1 protein-coding gene is annotated in these 1,819 nt (G+C 75.5%); it reads left to right on the forward strand.

Annotated elements, in window-relative coordinates; all coding sequences use genetic code 11:
* Positions 1 to 1,784, forward strand: a 1,784-nt coding sequence (locus DQW06_RS08285) for a PH domain-containing protein (RefSeq protein ID WP_117198238.1), incomplete at its 5' end; no start/stop codon positions are given.
* Between the last annotated feature and the right edge of the window lie 35 nt (positions 1,785 to 1,819).

A 1,819-nucleotide genomic window follows, 5' to 3' on the forward strand; every position in this document is an offset into this window, starting at 1 on the left:
GTCCGGCGGGAGCCTCGGCGCCCGCCGGACAGACCTTCGCCTCTCCCGCCGGGGACCCCGCCGCCTCCGCGGAACCCGTTCCCGCCGAGGAGACCCCCGTCACCGACTGGCAGCGGCTGCACCCGCTCAGCGTGTGGGCCAGCGCCGTCGTCGTCGGGCTGTTCCTCGTCCCGAGCGCGATCGTGGTCGCCGTCGTGCTGGTGGTGGCCGGACAGTCCCTGTGGGCCCTGCTCCCGGTCCCCGCCGCACTGGCGTTCACCGCGCTCATGACCTACCTCGACCTGCTGCGCCTGCGCGCGACCCGTTACCGGGTCACCGACGAGCGCATGGAGATGCGTTCGGGCATCGTCGCCAAGTCCTACCGGTCCATCCCGCGCGAGCGCGTGCGCAGCGTCGACGTGGCGGCGCCGATCTACGTACGGATCTTCGGACTGTGCTCGGTCACGGTCGGCACCGGTGAGCAGGTCGGGGCCGGGGCCGACCAGCTCCAGCTGCTCTACGTCACCGCGGAGCAGGGCGAGTGGCTGCGCCGCGACCTGCTGCGCCGGGGCGCGCCCGCCGGCGCCGTGTCCGGTGCAGGTGAGGCCGCCGAGGATGGCGCGGGCGAGGAAGGCGAGACCGAACTGGCCCGCCTCGACCGCCGCTGGTTCGCCTACGCCCCCGCGACCACCGCGACCCTGGGCGTGGGCCTGGGCGCCATCGCCGGTCTGCTGGGCCTGAACGCCCAGACCGGCGGCGTGGGGTGGGACTGGCTCTCCGAGCGGGCCAACCTGCCCAGCGTGGAGGAGATGTCCTCGTTCGTGATGGGGCAGATCCTGATCGTGGTGCCCCTGACACTGCTGGGTCTGCTGGTGTCCGGTGTGGTGGTCCTGACCGCCGTCGCCGTGGAGACCTGGTGGAACTACCGCCTCACCCGGGAGGCCAACGGGACCGTGCGGCTGCGCCGCGGCCTGCTGACCAGCGTGTCGCTGTCGGTGGAGGGGCGCCGCCTCAACGGGGTGACCCTGCACGAGCCGTACGTGCTGCGGCTGTCGGGCGGGGCGGACGTGCGCGCGGTGGCCACCGGGCTGGCCGCGGCCGACGACCAGAAGACCAGCGCCAGGAGCCGCCTGTCCCCGGCCATGCCGCGGGAGCGGGCCCGGAGGCTGGCCGCCGACCTGATGGGCACGCCGGACTCGCCCCTGGACGTGGCGCTGGCCGTGCACCCCCGGGCCGCGCTGCGCCGCCGCTTCACGCGGGCCGCCGTGGTCGCCGTGCTGGGCGCGGTGCTCTCCGGCGCCCTGGCCTGGCTGCACACGCTGATCGCCGAGGCCTGGTGGGACGTGGTGCACGAGGTGGAGCGGGAGATCATCCCGGTGCCGCTGGCCACGAGCGCGGTGGAGGTCACGCCGAGCTGGGCCTGGGCGGTGCTGGCGGTGGCGATCGCGGCGGCGGCGTTCTGGTACGCCGTGGGCTCCTACCGGGGGCTGGGCCACGGGCTGCACCCGCGCTACCTGGTGGTGCGCAAGGGGATGGCGGTGCGCGACACGGTGACCCTGGAGCGGTCGGCGGTGATCGGCTGGCGGATCAACCGCTCGCCGTTCCAGCGCAGGCTGGGCCTGGCCGACGTGGCCGCCACGACGGCGGCGGGGCAGGGGATGTACGCGGCCAGGGACGTGGGGCTGGGGCAGGGCCTGGCCTGGGCGGACGAGGCCGTCCCCGAACTGCTGGCGCCCTTCCTGGTGCGCGACGGGCAGGATGACGACGGCGGACGGGGCGCCGGGGGCGGGGCGTCCCGTCCCTGAGACGGGGGCTTCGCGCGGGCCGCGGTCCCGGTCCC

Source organism: Nocardiopsis sp. TNDT3 (assembly GCF_003427465.1).
GTDB lineage: Bacteria > Actinomycetota > Actinomycetes > Streptosporangiales > Streptosporangiaceae > Nocardiopsis > Nocardiopsis dassonvillei.